This window comes from Altericista sp. CCNU0014 (assembly GCF_044923475.1).
In the GTDB taxonomy this organism is placed as follows: Bacteria; Cyanobacteriota; Cyanobacteriia; order Thermosynechococcales; family Thermosynechococcaceae; genus JAAURS01.
Map to the genome: position 1 here is coordinate 1,278,511 of NZ_CP137338.1, position 15,049 is coordinate 1,293,559.

16 protein-coding genes and 2 tRNA genes are annotated in these 15,049 nt (G+C 54.0%); 13 read left to right on the forward strand and 5 right to left on the reverse strand.

The window, feature by feature from the left end:
• Positions 1–176 precede the first annotated feature (176 nt).
• A complete protein-coding gene (locus R6H26_RS06420) occupies positions 177–2,171 on the reverse strand; it encodes an ABC1 kinase family protein (protein WP_404791234.1) in 1,995 nt (664 codons plus the stop codon).
• Positions 2,172–2,452: 281 nt separating this feature from the next.
• On the opposite strand from R6H26_RS06420, the gene recN reads away from it, so the two are divergent.
• Positions 2,453–4,255, forward strand: a complete 1,803-nt coding sequence (gene recN, locus R6H26_RS06425) for a DNA repair protein RecN (protein WP_404789327.1) — start codon at positions 2,453–2,455, stop codon at positions 4,253–4,255.
• Between the two features lie 34 nt (positions 4,256–4,289).
• Here the strand turns inward: recN and R6H26_RS06430 are convergent, their stop codons facing one another.
• Complete coding sequence (locus R6H26_RS06430; protein WP_404789329.1) at positions 4,290–4,643, reverse strand: hypothetical protein; 354 nt, start codon at positions 4,641–4,643, stop codon at positions 4,290–4,292.
• A gap of 76 nt (positions 4,644–4,719) precedes the next feature.
• Here R6H26_RS06430 and R6H26_RS06435 point away from each other — a divergent pair, with 76 nt between their 5' ends.
• The 11 genes from R6H26_RS06435 to R6H26_RS06485 all read left to right on the forward strand — a co-directional run bounded on the left by R6H26_RS06435 (position 4,720) and on the right by R6H26_RS06485 (position 12,341).
• A complete protein-coding gene (locus R6H26_RS06435) occupies positions 4,720–5,529 on the forward strand; it encodes a chitin deacetylase family protein (RefSeq protein ID WP_404789331.1) in 810 nt (269 codons plus the stop codon).
• 310 nt (positions 5,530–5,839) lie between these two features.
• Positions 5,840–7,573 (forward strand): DUF655 domain-containing protein, encoded by a 1,734-nt coding sequence (locus R6H26_RS06440; RefSeq protein WP_404789332.1) that lies wholly within the window; start codon positions 5,840–5,842, stop codon positions 7,571–7,573.
• 49 nt (positions 7,574–7,622) lie between these two features.
• Positions 7,623–7,704: transfer RNA gene (locus tag R6H26_RS06445), tRNA-Leu, on the forward strand.
• A 204-nt stretch (positions 7,705–7,908) separates the two neighbouring features.
• Entirely contained in the window at positions 7,909–8,841 is a 933-nt protein-coding gene (locus R6H26_RS06450; protein WP_404789334.1) for a restriction endonuclease, read from the forward strand.
• Between the two features lie 115 nt (positions 8,842–8,956).
• On the forward strand, positions 8,957–9,163 hold the full coding sequence (locus R6H26_RS06455) for a hypothetical protein (RefSeq protein ID WP_404789336.1): 207 nt from the start codon (positions 8,957–8,959) through the stop codon (positions 9,161–9,163).
• A 12-nt stretch (positions 9,164–9,175) separates the two neighbouring features.
• The gene (locus tag R6H26_RS06460; RefSeq protein WP_404789338.1) at positions 9,176–9,382 is read left to right on the forward strand and encodes a type II toxin-antitoxin system HicB family antitoxin; all 207 of its coding nucleotides are present in this window, start codon (positions 9,176–9,178) and stop codon (positions 9,380–9,382) included.
• Positions 9,383–9,438: 56 nt separating this feature from the next.
• Positions 9,439–9,894, forward strand: a complete 456-nt coding sequence (locus tag R6H26_RS06465; RefSeq protein WP_404789339.1) for a DUF29 domain-containing protein — start codon at positions 9,439–9,441, stop codon at positions 9,892–9,894.
• Positions 9,895–9,963: 69 nt separating this feature from the next.
• On the forward strand, positions 9,964–10,407 hold the full coding sequence (locus tag R6H26_RS06470; RefSeq protein ID WP_404789341.1) for a DUF29 domain-containing protein: 444 nt from the start codon (positions 9,964–9,966) through the stop codon (positions 10,405–10,407).
• A gap of 45 nt (positions 10,408–10,452) precedes the next feature.
• Positions 10,453–10,839, forward strand: a complete 387-nt coding sequence (locus R6H26_RS06475; protein ID WP_404789343.1) for a hypothetical protein — start codon at positions 10,453–10,455, stop codon at positions 10,837–10,839.
• 148 nt (positions 10,840–10,987) lie between these two features.
• The gene (locus R6H26_RS06480) at positions 10,988–12,157 is read left to right on the forward strand and encodes a murein hydrolase activator EnvC family protein (RefSeq protein WP_404789344.1); all 1,170 of its coding nucleotides are present in this window, start codon (positions 10,988–10,990) and stop codon (positions 12,155–12,157) included.
• A 111-nt stretch (positions 12,158–12,268) separates the two neighbouring features.
• Positions 12,269–12,341, forward strand: a tRNA-Arg gene (locus R6H26_RS06485).
• Here the strand turns inward: R6H26_RS06485 and R6H26_RS06490 are convergent.
• The 3 genes from R6H26_RS06490 to R6H26_RS06500 form a co-directional block, all read right to left on the reverse strand.
• Entirely contained in the window at positions 12,308–13,645 is a 1,338-nt protein-coding gene (locus tag R6H26_RS06490) for a bifunctional folylpolyglutamate synthase/dihydrofolate synthase (protein WP_404789345.1), read from the reverse strand. The genes R6H26_RS06485 and R6H26_RS06490 overlap by 34 nt on opposite strands.
• A 5-nt stretch (positions 13,646–13,650) precedes the next feature.
• On the reverse strand, positions 13,651–14,172 hold the full coding sequence (locus tag R6H26_RS06495) for a DUF2854 domain-containing protein (RefSeq protein ID WP_404789347.1): 522 nt from the start codon (positions 14,170–14,172) through the stop codon (positions 13,651–13,653).
• Positions 14,173–14,286: 114 nt separating this feature from the next.
• Positions 14,287–14,778: a YajQ family cyclic di-GMP-binding protein gene (locus tag R6H26_RS06500; protein WP_404789349.1), complete on the reverse strand. Its 492-nt coding sequence runs from the start codon at positions 14,776–14,778 to the stop codon at positions 14,287–14,289.
• Positions 14,779–14,780: 2 nt separating this feature from the next.
• On the opposite strand from R6H26_RS06500, the gene R6H26_RS06505 reads away from it, so the two are divergent.
• Entirely contained in the window at positions 14,781–14,921 is a 141-nt protein-coding gene (locus R6H26_RS06505; RefSeq protein WP_404789351.1) for a hypothetical protein, read from the forward strand.
• The last annotated feature ends 128 nt before the right edge of the window (positions 14,922–15,049 follow it).

Sequence of the window (15,049 nt, forward strand, 5' to 3'; positions counted from 1 at the left end):
AAAGGCGTCCGTAAGCAACGTGCTCTCCTTGGATATCTGTATGTTGCTAAATCGCGTTTTTATGGGTTGCGTTTTAGGGTTTGCGCTTTAGTAGGCTGCTCGATCTGGATTTACATCGTCAAGGGTGTCGATGTCGAGCAAGACAGACTTTTATTTTACCAAGGGATTGAAATTAACTATCGCTTTGGACTCAGGGCGTAATGGTTTGCCTCTGGGGAGGCGGTTTTGGGCAGCAGCCATTCGCGGAGCAAACGCGCAGCGGTGCGCTGGACCAAGCCCGTCGCGACCTGAACGCCTAAAGCTTGGGCTTCCGCGCGCGTCACCACATTGGCGAGGACGGGGATGAGCGCGCTGGCGTCAAAACCAGGGGTCTCTTGGAGCAATCTCCAAATGCGCTGGATGCGGTCGGCATCGGTGTGCGGTGGTTGAGGGTCTAGGGCGCTTTGGTTTGCATTTTTTTTCCAGCCGAGGCGCTCTTGAAGCTGATGGCTCAAACTTTGAAGGGTATTTTGGCCGAATTGGTCTAGATTTTTAACCAGTTCGTCAGCCAGGCGATCGCGGATAAAGTCACCCCGCTCTGAAAACAAAAACTCGACGGCTTGGTTGAGCGCTTGGTTGAGGTCGTAGTTTTCGACGTTGCGGGCGTTGTTCAGCAGGTTTTCGAGGCGGTTCCAGCGAAAGCTTTCGTCTTTGAACAACAGATCTTTGAGACTGGCGCGCAATTCGGGAGCCGTGTCGGTGAGCAGGCGCTTGGCAACGTAGGGGTAGGCCGCACTCAACACCTTGAAGTTGGGATCGACGCTCATGGCGATGCCTTCCATGGTGATGAGCGATCGCACGATCAAGGCGTAGTATGCAGGCACCTGAAAGGGGAACTCGTACATGACATCTGAAAGGCCGTCAAAAATCCGGTTGATGTTGAGGTCTGCCACGCTGGAGCCGAGGGCATCGTTAAAGATTTTTGACAGCGCCGGGACGATCGGCGTAACGTCCACATCGGGCGTTAAAAAGCCGAGACGCACGTAGTCGTAGGCAAGGGAATCGAACTCGCGGTTGACGATGTGGACGATCGCATTGAGCAGGCCGTAGCGTTGCTCCACGTTGATCTCGCTCATCATGCCAAAGTCGAGATAGGCCAACTTGCCGTTGGGCATGGCCAATAGGTTGCCGGGATGGGGGTCGGCGTGGAAAAAGCCGTGCTCTAGAAGCTGGCGGAGGGAGCACTGGATGCCGACATCGATGAGGTGGCTGGCATCGATACCCTGGGCCAGAATTTTTTCGGGCTGGTTGAGCTTGATGCCCGCAATCCACTCCATCGTGAGGACGCGGGTGTTGGTGTATTCCCAGTAAATTTTCGGAACGTAAATGTCGGGCAGATAGCCGTACAGCGCAATGAAGCGCTCGGAATTTTTGCCCTCCTGAATGTAGTCCATCTCCTCAAAGAGACGACCTGCAAATTCGTCTAAGATGCCAGCCAAGTCGGAACGGATATTTTTCTTAAAGGTCTTTTGAGCCCAGCTCGCCAAGCCTCGAATGATGTAGATATCCAGGGTGATCTGGTCGGCCAGATCGGGGCGCTGCACCTTGACCGCAACGGCTTCGCCCGTTTTGAGGCGTCCCTTATAAACCTGCCCTAAGGATGCAGCGGCGATCGGGTCGGGGCTGAGTTCGTCGTATACATCGGTATAGGGCGCGCCTAATTCTTCTTCGATAAAGCGATAGGCGACGGCGTTATCAAAGGGTGGAATCTGATCCTGGAGTTTAGATAGCTCTTCTAGAAAAGCACCGGACAGAATATCGGGGCGGGTGGATAGCGCTTGGCCGATTTTAATGAAGGCAGGCCCCAGGTTGGTCAGCATCTCCCGCAACGCAATGGCGCGGGCTCGCTCTTTTTTGCGAGTTTTATCCGTCTTAGAATCCCACCACCGGAAAAATACAAAGCGGGTGAAGGGTAACAGAATGGCCAACCAGCGCTGGGTGACCTGAAACCACTTGCCTTGATACTGCTGCCGAATGCGTTCTGGGTCGTAGGGCTGAACGGTGGTATCTCGCGGGGGAGGCCCTTGAGCGGAAGACAGCGGAACGGGTGGCACCCAATCCACTACTTCAACGGTCAGCAGGTCGCTTTCGTCTTCTAAAAGGAGTGGTTTTGGTCTTTCTGCCAGCGTCATAGTCAGCACGGTAAAGAGCAAGGTTGGATTCAGATCTGCGAAGCAAAGCAACGGACTATCGTAATTATCGCTGTTTGCAGATTGCTGAAAATGTATCCCTATGTAAAGGATTGTAACAACAAACATCAAACTTCTGAGTATTGTCGCCAACAGGAATTGCAGTAAGAAATATCGGTTCTGCAAAGGAGCGGACGCAGCGCATTCGTTTGCGGCGGATCCTTGATACCCTGGGAGACAGTTTCGCTATTTAGAGCTTCGGACGCTTCAGCCGCTGACTGCCTATGCTGGTTTCCCTGCGGATTGAAAATTTTGCCCTGATCGATCGGCTCGATCTGACCTTTGGGAGCGGTCTTAACGTTCTCACGGGCGAGACGGGGGCCGGAAAATCGATTATTTTAGATGCCCTCGATCTGGCCTTGGGCGGGAAGGCCCACAGCCGCACGATCCGAATGGGATCCACTAAAACATTCTTAGAGGCCAGTTTTCAGCTCAGCGATCGCCTCCGGGCCTGGCTTGCGGAAACCGAAATCGACCCCCTGGAGGACCCCGTGCTAATCTGCAGCCGCGAGGTCTCCAGCGCTCAAGGGACGCTGCGCAGCCGATCGCGGGTGAACGGGGTGCTGGTCAACAAGCAGCAGATGGAGAGCCTGCGCGATCGCTTGGTCGAAATTACGGCCCAGGGTCAGACGCTCCAGTTGGGGCAACCCGCCCTTCAGCGCGATTGGCTCGATGCCTTTGGCGGGAAAGCGCTGCTCGCCCAGCGACAGCTCGTTGCCGACGCATTTCAGAAGTACCAAACCGCCCAGCAGCAGCTCGATCGCTACCGCCAAACCGCCCAGCAGCGCCTTCAGCAAATTGACGGGCTGAACTTTCAACGGCAAGAACTATCCGAAGCCGATCTCAGGGACCCGGAAGAACAAACGCAGCTCACCCACGAATACCAACGCCTCAGCCATAGCGTCGAACTGCAGGCTCAGAGCAGTACGGCTTACCAACTCCTTTACGATTCCCCTCAGGCGTCTGCTTGTACGGACCTCCTGGGTAAAGCGGTCGCCGTGTTAGAGGACATGAGCGCGGTGGATCCTCAAGTGCAGCCGATTTCAGATTTAGTCCAAGAAGCCCTCGCTCAGGTTCAGGAAGCGGGCACCCAGATCCATCGCTATGGCGATAGCCTCGAAACCGACCCCCAGCGGCTTCAGGAGGTGGAGGTTCGCCTCCAGCAGCTCAAGCAAATCTGCCGCAAGTACGGGCCGACGCTGACGGAGGCGATCGCCCATCAGGTCCGCATTGAGGCGGAACTAGAGGCCCTCACCGGAGAGGGGCAGTCCCTCGAAGCCTTGGAGCAAGCCTCCGCTGCCGCTCGGACGACCTTAATCCGAGCCTGCGAGCAGCTCACCGCCCTGCGGCAGCCGATCGCTTTAGATTTAGAGACGCGCTTGATCCGCGAACTGAAACCCTTAGCCATGGAAAAAGTTCAGTTCTGCGTCCAGATCGAGCCGATGGCCCCCACCGCTCACGGGGCCGATCGCATTACCTTCGTCTTCAGCCCCAACCCCGGCGAACCGCTCCAGCCCCTGGCCGAAACGGCCTCTGGCGGCGAAATGAGCCGATTTTTATTAGCTCTCAAAGCCTGTTTCTCCCAAATCGACCCCGTGGCAACCTTCGTATTCGACGAAGTGGACGTGGGCGTATCGGGACGCGTAGCCCAGGCGATCGCCGAGAAGCTGCACCACCTCAGTCAAACCCATCAGATTCTGTGCGTCACCCACCAGCCTATTATTGCGGCGATCGCCGATCGGCACTTCCGCGTCGAGAAAACGATCGTTGCCGCCGATTCAGGTTCTGCCGAGGAACAGCGTAGCGAGCCTCGCACCGCAATCCGCATCCAGTCCCTTGACGAGCGAGAACGTCCCCTGGAATTGGCCCAACTTGCAGGCGGTAGCGCGACCGATCAAGTCTTGGCTTTTGCCGCGTCCCTTCTGGCCCAGGCCGACCAAATCCGCAATCCCAGCGGCGCTGGTGCGACAAAAACCAAGGCATCGCCCTCGCGCGCTCGGGCTAAAGCCCAAAAGCGGGCATCGTGAACGTTGGGGTGCGCGCCGTCGCTCAGTCAACCCGTTAGGGCGCGTGATTTTCGAGATAGGTATTGAGGTCTTCGGTAATGCGGGTGAGTTCGGCTTCGGTGGTGATGCGGATGCGCTCGTCGCGGACGGTAATTAAGACTTTAGCGGCGAAAGGGCTGGGCCAGATATTAGGATTGCAGTAGCATTCTACAAAAACATCGCTACGGTGTTGGTATTCCATGGACTTTTGGGGTGCGGGTTTTTCGCCAGCGGCGGGCTTATTGGCAATGGCCTTGAGCTGCTGCATCAGCTCGGCGATCGCCGCTTGCAGCCCCCTAGCTGCCTCTGGGCTAAAGCTAAACGTAACCGAACCTTCAACCAAATTCAGCGTAAGCGGAGCAGAAGACATGGCGGTCAAAACCTAAGTGGGTCGTCTTTCATCGTAGCTGGCTGCGGTCCAGTGCCAATCTTACCGAGCGACGGCAATGTCAAATTTGGTAAAAACGACGACCGTTCAAAAACAGAAGCAAATGCTGCCGATCGTTTTCATGTTGCTGGCCGCCGGAGGCTTGACGAGCTTGCTTTGGCTTCAACCCAGGTGGTTGTGGACGCAGCTATCGCCGTGGCTCTGTCCGGGCGCTACGTTCTTTGTAGAGACAGAGGCTCCGATGGTTGCGCTGACCGTTGACGATGGGCCAGACGATACAGACACCCACAATGCCAATACAACCCGCCAGATCTTACAAGTTCTCAAAAAGTACGACGCCCATGCGACCTTCTTTTTGATTGGAGGGCGAATCACAGCCAAAAATCAATCCTTGATTGCTGAGATGGTTGAGCAAGGGAATGAAGTGGGCAACCACCTCTGGGCGGATGAGCCGAGTATTTCGCTTCCCCTCTCCACGTTTGAATCGGAGTTGCTCGAGACTCAGCGAAGCATTTTAGAGGCGGCACAGACTCGCGACAAACCAGTGCGAATCAATTGGCTGAGGCCGGGTAGCGGGATGGCCAACCGCGACATGATGAAAGTCGCTCGGAAATACGGCTATCGGGTCGCCCTAGGCTCAATTTGGCCTTACGACACTTTGATTCCGTCTTCTCGGTTTGCCTCGACCCAAATACTGGGCAATGTCCGCCCTGGGGCGATCGTAATCCTTCACGATCGCGGCGACAATGGGGAGTGGGGCAAACGCACGGTCAAAACCCTCGAGCAAGTGCTGCCGGAATTGCAACGGAGAGGACTGAAGGTAGTGACGCTCTCCAAATTACTGGAACAGAAACCGTCACGATCTTGAGAAAAATGGTAGTTCAACCGCTCCCAATACTGTTCGGATAAGAAGCAAAGACATTGCATCCGCCCCTAAATCCCCCAATTCTGGGGGATTTTGAGTTCAGAATCCCCCAGAATAAAGCCCGGTAGGGCTATAAGAAAGGGGGGCTAGGGGGCCAAGCGCAAGAATCACTGAACTTAACCGAACAGTATTGCAACTGCTCCAGTCGAAGCAAAGACTTTCACCCTTGAGGCTTTCCCTCTTCCGAAGGACGCTTTAAGTTAAAGAGAGACTTGATTTCTCCTACTCAATTTTAGGGTGTTCTGGACCTGGCATGGGATGGCCAAAGCTTCAGAGGTTTCATAAAACGCTTCAGGGCGTCCTCTTTCTAGTGGGGCTAGGCTTCGTGCTGGCGCTGATTTTTCGCTGGTGTCAGGGGCCCCGTCTCAACGCCGAGCGATCGCAGCCGTTGCCGCAACACCCTTTAATCCAGGTCTATACCAACCACAACCCCCTCAATCGCTACGCGGAACCCTACCGCAACCAAACGCGCCTGGGCGACAACCTGGAGCAGATTATCGTAGATCGCATTCAATCAGCGCGTTCCACCGTGGATGTAGCCGTCCAGGAACTGCGATCGCCCCTCATTGCCAAGGCTTTGCGCGATCGCGCTGTAGCAGGCGTCCGAGTTCGCCTCGTACTGGAAAATATCTACAGCCGCCCCCTCAGCAGCATTACCGCTGCTGAGGTCCAGCAGATGGATGCCCGCCAGCAAGCACGCCACCGCGAAAATGTGCGACTCATCGATCGCAACGGCGATGGACAGTTCGCTGCTAGTGAGATTGACAACTACGATGCCCTGGCGATTGTTGCTAAAGCTGGCATCCCGTGGCTGGACGATACTGCCGATGGCTCCGCTGGGAGCGGGTTAATGCACCACAAGTTTGTCGTCATTGATGGTCAGTGGGCGATCGTACCCTCCGCCAACTTTACAATGTCCGATTTCCACGGCGACTTTGCGCCGAAACAGAGTTTGGGGAACGCCAATTCCCTCGTGCAAATTCAGAGTCCGGCGATCGCCACACTCTTCACTGAAGAATTTAACCTCCTCTGGGGTGATGGTCCTGGCGGCAAGCCAGACAGTCGGTTCGGCGTCCAGAAGCCCTTTCGTCCCGCCCAGCGCATCCAGGTTGGGGATGCTGCAATCCGCGTTAAGTTTTCGCCGACGCCTGCGGATGTGCCTTGGGAGTTTAGTTCTAGCGGATCGATCGGACAAACCCTGGCCCAAGGCCGGAAAAAGATCGACCTTGCCCTGTTTGTCTTTTCAGACCAGGCCATTGCCGATCGGCTCGAAACAGCGGCTCAAAAAGGCGCTGCTCTGCGCGTTTTAATCGAACCGACCTTTGCCTTTCAGTACTACAGCGAAGCGCTCGATTTATTAGGTGCATCGCTCCCCGTTCGCGCCCGCAAAGTCAGCGATTCTCCAGAAGCCCCCCAGGACGATGGGAGTCCAGACCGCGCGGCCCTGCCCTGCCGCACAGAACCTAATAATCGCCCTTGGCCGAAGCCGATTCCGACGGTAGGCATGCCCAAACTACTGCCAGGGGACTTGCTGCACCATAAATTCGGGGTGGTAGATGACGCCACGGTCATCATGGGGTCTCACAACTGGACAGAAGCCGCCGATCGCCACAATGACGAAACCCTTTTGGTCATCGAGCATCCGACGGTTGCGGCCCACTACGAGCGGGAATACGAGCGGCTGTGGGCCAATAGCATGCTGGGGCTACCGGATAAAATTCGCGATCGGTGGCAGGCCCTCCAGGCAACCTGCGGCATCGATGCTGCTGCCGGGTCAAGACCCGAAAGCGCCAATCCGCCGCGCATCAACCTCAATACTGCCTCCCGCGAAGAACTCGAAGCCCTACCGGGCGTAGGCCCTAAGCTGGCTCAACGGATTATAGAGACCCGCCAGCAGCAGCCCTTCGCGTCCCTTGAAGACCTCAAGCGGGTGCCAGGGGTTAAAGCCGGGGTCTTGCGGAAGATTGGCGATCGCGTCTCTTGGTAAAGCCTTGAGTTTTGGGGGCAAGGTGTTATGATAGATTTCGTTAATTCCTGCGGACATGGCGGAATTGGTAGACGCGCTAGATTTAGGTTCTAGTATCGCAAGATGTGAAGGTTCAAGTCCTTTTGTCCGCATTTGTCTAAATACTTATTCCCTGAAGTCAATGTTCTGATTTCTCAGAGACTTGTTCGGGGTCATTCACGGTTACAACTTAGCCCTTCTTAAAGATAGGGCTGGTGCAATAACATGCTGTAGGGGAATCCTAGATGACATCTTGTCGTATAAACCCTAGTTTCTAGTTTTGTCATTTTTCCGACCCGTTCCACCGACAATGCAGCATGACCGTTCCAACCTACGACAAGTTTATTGAGCCAATTCTTCGATTTTTGGCTACTCGACCAAGTGGCGCTCCGGCTCGTGAAGCTCATGAAGCTGCTGCACAAGCGTTGGGTATAACCGATGTTGATCGGCAAGAACTGCTCCCAAGCGGTGTACAACTTGTGTATAAGAATCGTGCAGGTTGGGCACACGATCGTCTGAAGCGTGCAGGTCTATCAAGCAGTCCCCGTCGGGGCTTTTGGCAGCTCACTGAAGATGGACTTGTGTTTTTAGCAAAATACCCGACTTCACTATCGCCAAAAATCATCGAGCATTTGGCTACAGGCTTCATAGACGTGCGACTGAAACCAACTGCTAACAGTGAATTCCTTGCATCTCAATCACCGATCGAGACACCTGCTTCCGAGTCAGCCGTTGCAAGTCCTGATGACCGACTAGGCGAAGCTCTCTCGGAACTGCGAAGCTCAGTTGCCTTAGAGCTTCTTGAATCCCTGGCTACAGTATCTCCATCTTTCTTCGAGACCATCGTGCTCGATCTGCTACACCGAATGGGCTATGGAGCCAACCGTGCAGATCTTCAACGTGTGGGCGGATCGGCAGACGGTGGAATCGACGGCGTTATCTCCCTAGACAAGCTCGGACTTGAAAAGGTCTATGTCCAAGCCAAGCGGTGGCAAGGAACGGTAGGCCGTCCTGAAGTTCAGGCTTTCTATGGTGCATTAGCAGGTCAGCGAGCGAACAAAGGTGTGTTTATCACCACATCAAGTTATACGGCACAGGCCATCGGATTTGCAAAATCAGTCGAACGTGTTGTTTTAGTAGATGGGCCACGCCTAGTCGAACTCATGATTGACCATGAAGTTGGAGTGTCTGCGCGTACGGTCAAGATCCCAAAGATCGATAGTGATTACTTCGATGAAGAATCGACTTAATCTCACCGCCAACAAAACCTGAAACGACAAGCCTAAAAGTATAATGTGTTCATGGCATCCGCCATTCCCAGAATAATGGCGTAGTGGACATTCCTACAGAAATGGATGGTGAAGGATGACAGCCACACCAATTAGACCCAACGATACTCGGACAGCTTTCCTAGAGTCGCTTACGGCAGAGCAAAGAGACAGAGCAATCGCCATGCTCAACGAATGGATGCACGATAAGTCTGGATACGATGAGGCTGCATGGCCTGAATTAAAAGAAGCGCTCAATCGAGAGCGAGATGCAGTAGGGGCTAGAAGATTATTCATTGATTAGGATGGCGATCTCATGATTAGCGACTACATTGGGGCCGCCATGCAAATGGCTCAATACGAAGTGCCTGATGATGGTACTTGGTTTGGAACCATTCCCGGCTTTGAAGGGGTATGGGGAAATAGCGAAAGCGAAGCGGATTGCGTGGACGATCTGCAATCCGCTTTAGAAGGGTGGATCTTACTTGGATTGCACCTAAGGCACCCTCTTCCGAATGTCTGAGCACTTACGCGCAAAATTAGCACAGCCCAGCGCGAACCAATAAAGGATGATGATGCATGACCTACACAACCACACTACTTTATGACACGGACTTTGCACAATGGGCAGAACAAACCGCTCAGATGCTCAAAGACGGTCGTTTTTCAGAGGTAGACCTAGAGAATCTTATTGAAGAGGTTGAAGACTTGAGCAGGCGCGAACGAGATGCCCTCTATAGCAATCTCAAAATCATTTTGCTGCATCTACTCAAATGGGAGTTCCAGCCCCACAAGCAGACCAACAGTTGGAGAGCTTCTATTGTCGAACATCGACAGCGGATTAAGCGACAGATCAAAAAATCCCCTAGCCTCAAATCGTACCCAGAAGAAATATTGAGTGAGTGTTACACCGAGGCGCGAGAACTGGCATCTGTTGAAACAAGGCTACCCTTCGACACATTTCCTGCTGAATGCCCCTATGCGATCGCAGACATCCTAGACGCTGCATTTTTGCCAGACTCATGCGTAGAGTAATGCTCTGTGCAGAACAGCTAGACTAGGTATCGTAATTTTGTACAATATGCCCAACCCATGGGGCCATGCATGATGCAAGCAGCCACAACCCTCTATGAAGCCGATTTTGTTCGATGGTCGGATCGTACTGCCCAGTTACTGCGAGAGCATCGGTTTGCAGATCTAGACCTAGACCATTTGATTGAGGAGATCGAAGACTTGGGGAATCGGCATAGGGATGCGCTAGAAAGTCAGGTAGCCCGACTGCTCCTGCATCTTCTGAAATGGCAGTTCCAGCCCGAGCAGCGGTCTTCAAGTTGGCTTGGCTCAATCAAGGAAGCTCGAAAACAAATTAAGCGCTTATGTCGCAAGTACCCTAGTCTTAAAAATCACCTAGAGCAATGTTTAACTGATTGCTACGAAGATGCAGTAGAGGATGCCAGCGATGAAACAGGACTCCTCATCTCTGTGTTTCCCGCTGAATGCCCCTATGCGATCGCAGAGATTTTAGATCCTGCTTTTTTGCCGGACTGAATCTAACGGGGATGCTAAGTTTAAGAACCTGCTCGATACTGCATCATGCTGAACTTACCTGAACCCTTCAATGATTTCCTGTCACCTGAAGAATGCGCCCAAATCGATCGCACGCTACTGCCCACCCGCGATCGCTTTTCCATTCGCATCGCTGTCTATAGCTGGCGGTATTTGCAACAGGTCAGCGCGGGTTTGGGGACGACGATCGCCGAACTTCAGCCGCAGCAGATCGAAGACTGGCTCGGCCAAGATGTCAACCTCCAGATCCAGGCGCAGGCGGACGAAGCCTTCATCGAATTATTCGAGCGCCTGTTGATGTCTGCACTAGCGCCCCTGCGGAAAATCGCCCTCCAAGAAAGCGTGGCAATCGAACAATTAAAATTCCAGCAGATCGTTGACTGGTTTGAAGGGCAAGTTAAAGCGACGCTGTAGCGCATTTCGGTTCGCGTGTATTCACGATCGGCGGGTCGTAGATTCGGGTACATTAACCTAAGGTATCCCTCTATCGATCGGTAGATTCTGCTACCATCGAGTCGATTTTATTTAGAACCCGCCTCGGTTCTAAACTCAAATTACACGCATGTCCAACGCTTTTAGGGTCGTTATTTTAGCCTGCTGCCTCAGTTTGCAGTTTATGGTGGGAGCGCAATTTTTCTCGGCTCCTGCAGGGGCTGTCGATGCTTTATCGCTGCCAGAACTCCAGCAAAAACAACAGCAAATCGATCGATATCGGTCTAGCGTCAACCAGGCCAAGCAACGCATAGAACAGCAAGAAAAATCCGCGCGCGATCGCATCAGCGGTCTCAGCCAAACCATAGAAGCGACCGCAGCGCAAATTGAAGCTCAGCAAGAGAAACTCAAATCTGCTGCCGAAAAACTGAAGCTTATTGAGAAAGAACTCTCGACGGCTCAGGCGCAGTACGGCAAACAGCAAACCAGCACCGCCGCGCGGCTTCGATTTTTACAACGCCAGAATAACGCTCGGGGTTGGGTGGCCCTGATGCAAAGCCGCTCCCTAGAAGAATTGATGGATCGTCAGTATCAGTTCAAGCGGGTTTACGACGAGGACCGCAAGGCACTGGTTTCGCTCAAAAAATCGAAAGACGCGATCGAGGCCCAAAAGCTGGCAGCCGAAACGCAGAAGAATCAAATCGCCCTCCTCACCCAGCAACTCGCCACCCAAAAAGCTTCGGCAGAAGACCAAGCGCAGACGGAAAGCATCCTCGTGAATCGCCTCAAGAGCGATCGCGAAGCCCTCACGGCAGCCGAGCAGCAGTTAGCGGAAGAATCCAGCCGCATTTCGCAAAACATTCAGCAAAAGTTAGCGGCTAATATCGCCTTCCCAGGCGCGATCTTCGTACCGGGTTCCGGGCAGTTTTTACTGCCTTCCGATGGTCCCGTGACCAGTATCTTCGGCTGGCGGGTGCATCCCATCTTAGGAACCAGTCGCTTCCACAATGGCGTGGACTTTGGCGCAGATTATGGCAGCCTCATTCGGGCCGCAGACAATGGGGTCGTGATTTCTGCCGAATGGATGGGCGGCTACGGCAATACAGTCATTATCGACCACGGCAATGGATTGACGACGCTGTACGGACACGCGAGCCAGATATACGTTGCTGCCGGTCAGGCCGTTCAGAAAGGTCAGCCCGTCGCCGCCGTGGGCTCCACCGGACTTTCGACTGGCCCGCATCTGCACTTTGAAGTCCGCAATGGCGGCGAACCGATCGATCCCATGCCGTTCCTGTAGGGGAAGACCCCCTGCATTGCAGCCAACGCTCCGACTCGTTCCCTTCGCCCATTCTTTTTGGGAAGGGAGACAGTATAATTTCTGAAGAAGCAGATCGGTCCGTCGAGTGATGGGCATGTGGCGCAGTGGATAGCGCATTAGGTTCCGGTCCTAAGGGTCGGGGGTTCGAATCCCTCCATGCTCGCTTTCAGTCTTTTTTTGGGTGAATTCTTGCAAGTCGCGCTGCTGTTCGTAAAATTTGCCCACCAGGTAAAGCGAGCCGCACAGTACGTTTAAGGGGTTTGACACTATCGTTTCTCGTTGGAGGATCTGCAGCCCCTCGGTCAACGTTAAAGCCGTATCGCAGCCTTCTAAATTAGGACAAACCCATTGGGCGAGTTCGGCCAATTCCTGCGGTGCTGCGGTACTGTGCCCCGGTACGGGAACCAAGGTCAGGCGATCGCCTTTTCGCAACAGCGCTTCAAAAATATCGCGATGGTCTTTCGTCGACAGCATTCCCATCAGCCAATGCACGGGGCCGGAATGCACCGTATCGACGTACTGTCGCAACACCTTTGCCGCCGCTGGGTTGTGAGCGCCGTCCACCAACAGCCGCATTCCTTCCCACGTCGTCCAATGCAAGCGTCCCGGCCATTGGGTTTGCGCCATTCCAGCTTGGATGGCTGTTTCGGGAATCGTCCAGCCCCGCTGTTGTAGGACTTTAAGGGCGGCGATCGCCAAGGCTGAATTCGTCAGTTGGATGTCCCCTGCCAATGGCAACGGGTACGAGATATCGTCTGCGATCGCCCACGGGTAGGGTTCGAACTTGTCCGGTATCCACTGGGCTGGGTTTTGCCAAACGACAGGGCACCCTAACGCTTCGATTCGCTGACGGACGACAGTCTCTGCTTCGGGCGGGAGCGGTCCGATAATGGCGGGGTATCCCGGCTTCAAAATCCCGGCCTTTTCGCGGGCGATGTCTGCAAGGGTAGGACCGAGGCGCTGCCAGTGCTCGCGGCTGAGGGACGTGATGAGGGTTGCAAGGGGGCGATCGCAGACGTTGGTCGCATCGAGCCTGCCCCCCAAACCCACTTCAACAACCGCAACGTCCGCAGCGGACTCGGCAAAAATGCACCAAGCCGCCGCTGTGAATACTTCAAACTGCGTGGGAGTGGGTTCGCCCGGTTCGATGGCGGCCTCGACCCGCTTGAGGGCACCGAGCAACGCATCGGGCGAAACGGGTTTGTCGTTCAAAGTAATGCGTTCGGTCCAGTCCACCAGATGGGGAGACGTGTAGCGCCCCGTCCGATAACCTGCCGCCGTCAGAACTGAAGAGAGATAGGCGCAAACGGAGCCCTTGCCATTGGTACCCGCCACGTGCACGATCGGAACGCGTTGATGGGGGTTTCCCAGGCGTTCCAACAAAGCCAGAATTCGGTCTAAGCCGAGTTCGACCCCAAATCGCTCGTACCGCCGGAGGAACCCATCGATCTCAGAACATTGGGTCATGAGCTTCAGGCAGAGATAGGCGCTTCAGCAGTGACTGGCTCGGCAATGAGCGCCAGTTCGATCGCGCCTTCTTGAGGTTGGCTGATATAAGCGCGAACGCCAGGGCCAAAAAAGCGCTCGATTTTTGCTTGCTTCACCATCCATTGGTCGAAGGTACGCCCTGGAGACGAAAACTCTAAAACTAAGGCATAAGCTCCCTTGATTTCCGTTTCGTGGAACCCCGTCAAAACGGGCTGCGCTTCCTTGGAGGGACCCAGCCCTACTTTTTTAAGCGCTGTATCGAGGTGGGCGTCCTGCCCGTACCAGTATCGCGTCACATCTTTGACGATCTGAGTTTGAGTCTGCGTAGCTTGCACCTTTCTCAATTCAACAACTTCTGGGGAGGGTTGCTGCGTCGGCTTGATGGGCTTTAATTCCGTAATCTTAAAGGCCAGCCCGCCCAGCAAGATAGGGATGCCGTAGCTAAACCCAATCAGATTGATCGTGGCGTTTTCAAAGATATAGGCAATGATGGCCGATAGGGTCATCGTGCCTCCGATGCTAATCCCCAGAGTTGCGAGTGAAAGTTTGCGCAGCATAGTGATGTGATAGACCTCTACAGTCATCCTAATGGATTTTAGGGGCTTGAGGAGAAAATCCGTCTAGCGGTAGTTGGTGAACTGAAGGGCGACGGGAAAGTCCTCTTGCTTGAGGCGTTGAATGATTGCCTGCAATTCATCTTTAGACTTGGCCACAACTCTGACGGCATCGCCTTGAATGGAAGCCTGGACTTTCTTGAACTCGTCCCGAATTAATTTGGAGATTTGTTTGGCCAGTTCGGCGTTGAGACCGCGCTTGAGGGCGATCTCTTGACGGACTCGGTTGCCGCTGGCGGACTCGATTTTGCCGTAGTCAAAAATTTTCAGGGACAGGTTCCGCTTGACAGCCTTCATTTGCAAGATGGAATGTACGGCCTCTAGGGTAAAGTCGCTGTTGGTTTGAATGACGATATTTTCTTTTCCCAGCTCTACGGTCGTTTTGGTGTCTTTGAGGTCGTAGCGAGTTTTGATTTCCCGTTCGGTTTGGTCTACTGCATTGACCAACTCCTGGGCGTCGAAGTCGCTGACAATGTCGAAGGAATAGGTGGATGCCATGGTTGAATACTGCAAAAGTCAATCTGGACTGCTGCTTGCGATCCTACCAAACCTATGTCTTTGTCGAACTGGATATCCGCATTCCGCAAATTCGAACTGAGTCTGCAGTCTGTCCCGATGGACTCTGGCTTTTATCGGCCTGAGGAAGGATATGAGCGATCGTCAGGGGGGTTTAAGCAATTTCTTTAAAGATATGTACCAATGCTCGACGCATGCAAGCTAAAGTGAAAGGGCAACCGCGCTATCCGTAAATTTACGGTAGGCTAACTTT